4 protein-coding genes are annotated in these 4,356 nt (G+C 61.9%); all 4 read right to left on the bottom strand.

Features of this window, described 5'->3' with window-relative positions; translation table 11 throughout:
* Positions 1-693: phosphate ABC transporter ATP-binding protein PstB (gene pstB / locus MAXJ12_RS32300; RefSeq protein WP_040589326.1), on the bottom strand; the 693-nt coding region annotated here is incomplete at its 3' end.
* Between the two features lie 14 nt (positions 694-707).
* Complete coding sequence (pstA, locus tag MAXJ12_RS32295) at positions 708-2,015, bottom strand: phosphate ABC transporter permease PstA (RefSeq protein WP_008840431.1); 1,308 nt, start codon at positions 2,013-2,015, stop codon at positions 708-710.
* A complete protein-coding gene (gene pstC / locus MAXJ12_RS32290) occupies positions 2,015-3,385 on the bottom strand; it encodes a phosphate ABC transporter permease subunit PstC (RefSeq protein WP_008840430.1) in 1,371 nt (456 codons plus the stop codon). Before pstC ends, pstA begins: the two co-directional genes overlap by 1 nt.
* An 84-nt stretch (positions 3,386-3,469) precedes the next feature.
* Positions 3,470-4,356: substrate-binding domain-containing protein (locus tag MAXJ12_RS32285; RefSeq protein WP_008840429.1), on the bottom strand; the 887-nt coding region annotated here is incomplete at its 5' end.

The raw sequence follows: 4,356 nt of genomic DNA, 5'->3' as shown, positions 1-4,356 counted from the left end.
GCGGGCCGCCTGCTGCATCGAGTGGGTGACGATCACGATCGTGTAGTTCTCGCGCAACTCGTCGATCAGTTCCTCGACCTTCGCGGTGGCGATCGGGTCGAGCGCAGAGCACGGCTCGTCCATCAGGATCACCTCGGGCGAAACCGCAATGGCGCGCGCGATGCACAGGCGCTGCTGCTGGCCACCGGAAAGGCCGGTGCCGGATTCGAGCAGGCGGTCCTTCACCTCGTTCCAGAGCGCCGCCTTCTTAAGGCTCGACTCGACGATCCCGTCGAGCTCGGCCTTGTTCTTCGTCAGTCCATGGATGCGCGGGCCGTAGGCGACGTTCTCGTAGATCGATTTCGGGAACGGATTGGGCTTCTGAAACACCATGCCGACGCGGGCACGCAGCTCGACCACGTCGATCTTCGGGTCATAGACATCCTCGCCGTCCAGCGTGATCTTGCCCGACACCCGTGCGATATCGATCGTATCGTTCATGCGGTTGAGGCAGCGCAGGAAGGTCGACTTGCCGCAGCCCGACGGGCCGATCAGCGCCGTTACCTGGTTTTCGCGCACGTCGAGGTTCACACCGAAAAGCGCTTGCTTTTCGCCGTAGTGCACATCGACACTTTCGCCTTTCATTTTCACCGCTGGTTCGTTCGTCATCGCATTCAGCTTTTGGTCGATTGCAGCTTCGGTGAGGATATTCATGTCCATCTACTCCTTTACCAGCGGCGCTCGAAGCGCTGCCTGAGGAAAATCGCGATGCCGTTCATGAGAACGAGAAAACCGAGCAGCACCAGGATAGCGGCCGAGGTTCGCGCGACGAAGCCGCGCTCGGGGCTGTCCGCCCAGATATAGATCTGCGTCGGCAGAGCGGTTGAGGCCTCCAAAACGCCGGAGGGCGGGCTAGTGATGAAGGCGTTCATCCCAATGAGCAACAGCGGCGCGGTTTCGCCGAGCGCCTGGGCAAGACCGATGATGGTCCCAGTCATGATGGACGGCATGGAGAGCGGCAAAATATGGTGGAAGATCATCTCGTGCTTGGAAGCGCCTATGCCGAGCGCCGCTTCGCGGATCGACGACGGCACCGAGGTCAAGGCAGCGCGCGTCACGATGATGATGGTGGGCAATGTCATCAGAGCGAGGACCATGCCGCCAACGAGCGGCGCGGAACGCGGCAGGCCGAACCAGCCAAGGAACACCGCCAGGCCAAGCAGTCCGAAGACCACCGACGGAACCGCTGCGAGATTGTTGATGTTGATCTCGATCAGGTCGGTGAACCTGTTCTTCGGGGCGAACTCCTCGAGATAAATAGCAGCGGCGATGCCGACCGGGAAGCTGATCAGGAAGCAGACGAGCAGCAGCCAGAACGAACCCGATATCGCGCCGGCCAGGCCGGCCAATTCGGGGAAGCGGCTGTCGGCGTTGAGGAACAGCGCCCAGTTGAAGGGCTGCGTGACCGCGCCCTTTTCCTCGAGTTGGTTGAACAATTCGACCTGCTTATCGTTCACCCGGCGCTGGTTCTCCGGAAGATCCGTGTTTACCAGGCCTTTGGCGAGTTGATCGATCGGATCCGACATCGGCACCATGAAGGTTGCCCTGCCGTCGAGGATCGACGGGTCCGCGATGATCTGGTCGCGGATCAGAAATGGCGCCGAGGAGGTGAACATCGAGAAATAGTCGCGTTCCTCGGAACGGGATAGCTCACCAACATCATCTAGCACGGCCTGACGGAAGATGGTCCGCCAGTTGGAATCCATCAGATTGTCGCGGTCGAGTTCGGCCGTGCTGAAATCGATATCGATCGTCACCATCGACTGCGTGAAGGCGCGGTAGCCGGTGAACGTCAACGTCCCGATCAGGACCGCCAGGAAGCCCAGCGCAAAGGCGATGGCGACCATGCCATAGATCTGAAGGCGACGGTCAGCCGCGTAGCGGGCCTTGCGCCGCTTCGCCATCTCGTCGGATTTCCAGACGACCGGCGGACGCGCAGTCGTTGCGGAGCCGCCGATCGTGTCCGTCGTCACCATCAGTACTTCTCCCGATATTTGCGGACGGTTCGCAGTGCGATCAGGTTCAGGCCGAGGGTGATGATGAACAGCACCAGGCCGAGCGCGAACGCTGCTAGTGTCTTGGGATTGTCGAATTCACTGTCGCCGATGAGCAGTGTGACGATCTGCACAGTCACGGTGGTGACCGAATCGAATGGATTGAGCGTCATCTTCGCGATCAGGCCGGCAGCCATGACCACGATCATGGTTTCGCCCACTGCGCGGCTTAGCGCCAACAGCACGCCGCCGACGATGCCGGGAAGCGCTGCAGGAAGAAGAACCTTGCGGATCGTCTCGCCCTTGGTCGCGCCGAGCGCGAAGGAGCCCTCGCGAATGGCACGCGGGACCGCCGCGAAGGCGTCGTCGGACAGGGAAGAGATGAACGGAATGATCATGATGCCCATCACCCCGCCGGCTGCAAGCGCGCTGTTCGGCGCCGAGTCGATGCCAATGGAGAGTCCGATCTGACGCACCAGCGGTGCGACGGTGAGCACGGCGAAGAAGCCATAGACGATGGTGGGAATGCCTGCGAGGATTTCGAGCATCGGCTTCACAACCGCGCGGAAACGCTCATTGGCATATTCCGTGAGGTAAATGGCGGAGAGAATGCCTGTCGGAACTGCCACCGCCATCGCCAGGAACGAGATAACGATCGTGCCGAATAGAACCGGGATCATGCCGAAGGCGCCCTGTCCGGCGACCTGGTCGGCGCGGATCGCAATCTGTGGCTCCCAGCGCAGGCCGAACAGGAATTCGGTCACCGGAACGCGGGCAAAGAACTGAAGCGCCTCATACACCAGGGACAAGACGATGCCCGCAGTCGTCAGGATGGCGACTAGCGACGAGAACATCATGAACCACGTAACGGACCGCTCGACGCTGTGGCGCGCGCGGTACCGTGTCTGAATGGCGCGCAGGCCGAGGAACGCTCCGATGGCGACCAGCGCGGCCGTCACCGCGACCATGGCCCAACTGGAGAGCGCCTGCAAAGATTTCAGGTGAGCGACGGCGGCCGCGATCTCCGGCGTTGGCTCGCGGAATATGTTCCCAGCCGCGACCTGGCGTATCTCGCTGATCAGCAGGTTCTTTTCCGGGCCAGATAGGTTGTCTGCGCCTGGATAGCTGCCGATCACGAGCATGTCGATCACGCTGTTCTGGAACAACAGCCAGAGCAACAGGAAGACGAATGCCGGAACGCCCGTCCAGATCGCCGCGTTCAGGCCGTGGTAGATCGGCCGGGAATGCGTCTTTTCCGTTGCGGCGAACCGTTTGCTGCGACCGCGGGCAGCGCCCAGAAACGCCGCGACAAACGCGGCCAGCGCCATGAAGCCGAAAAGGTACCCAGCCATTAGACCCCCGACCAGAAAAGCTCGTTATATTGACAGATTGCGCAGCCGCCCCGCGAGTTCAGGGCGGCTGCGCTTCAGTCCGGCTTAGGAGCCGAGCTTCTTGGCTTCGGTCACAGCCTTCTGGACCTCGGCGCGCTTTTCGTCCGAAAGCGGGGTCAGGCCACGCTCCGGGAGGTATCCGTCCGCTGCGAGAGCACCATCCGATACGTACTCCGCAAGGAAGTCGTTCATGTTCGGGATCACGTCGCGGTGGGCGTTCTTGATATAGAAGAAGATCGGACGCGACACCGGATAGGAGGCATCGGCTATCGTATCGAAGTCCGGCGCGACGCCGGCGACCTTCACGGCCTTCAGCTTGTCCGAGTTCTCGTAGAGGAACGAGTAGCCGAAGATTCCGACGGCATTGGGGTCGGACTCGAGGCGCTGGACGATCAGGTTGTCATTCTCGCCGGCTTCGACGAACGGTCCGTCCTGGCGCATGCGCGAGCAGACCTCGTTCCACTTGTCCTCGTCGGCCTTCTTCAGGTCGGCCATGCCAGGCAGATCCTTGCAGCCATCATGCATGACGAGCTCGACGAAGGCGTCGCGCGTGCCGGACGTGGGCGGGGGTCCGAAGGCGACGATGTCCACCGAAGGCAGCGACGCGTCGATGTCAGACCACTTCTTGTTGGGGTTGGCAACGAAACCGCCCTTGCCGTCCGGAAGCTCGGCGGCAAGCGCCTTGAATATCTGCTCCTCGGTCAGGTCCATGTCCGGGGCGCTGCTGGCATGGGCGATCGAAAGGCCGTCATAGCCGATCAGCGCCTCGGTGATGTCGGTCACGCCGTTGTCGGCGCAGAGCTTCACCTCGGATTCCTTGATGGCGCGCGAGGCGCCGGTAACATCGGCGAAGTCGGGGCCGATACCGCCGCAGAAAGCCTTGAAGCCACCGCCGGTGCCGGTCGATTCGACTACCGGAGCCGGGTTGCCGG

This window comes from Mesorhizobium alhagi CCNWXJ12-2 (genome assembly GCF_000236565.1).
GTDB classification, from domain to species: Bacteria; Pseudomonadota; Alphaproteobacteria; order Rhizobiales; family Rhizobiaceae; genus Allomesorhizobium; species Allomesorhizobium alhagi.
Note: the sequence above shows the minus strand (reverse complement) of the source record. Positions and strands in the feature narration are given on the sequence as shown.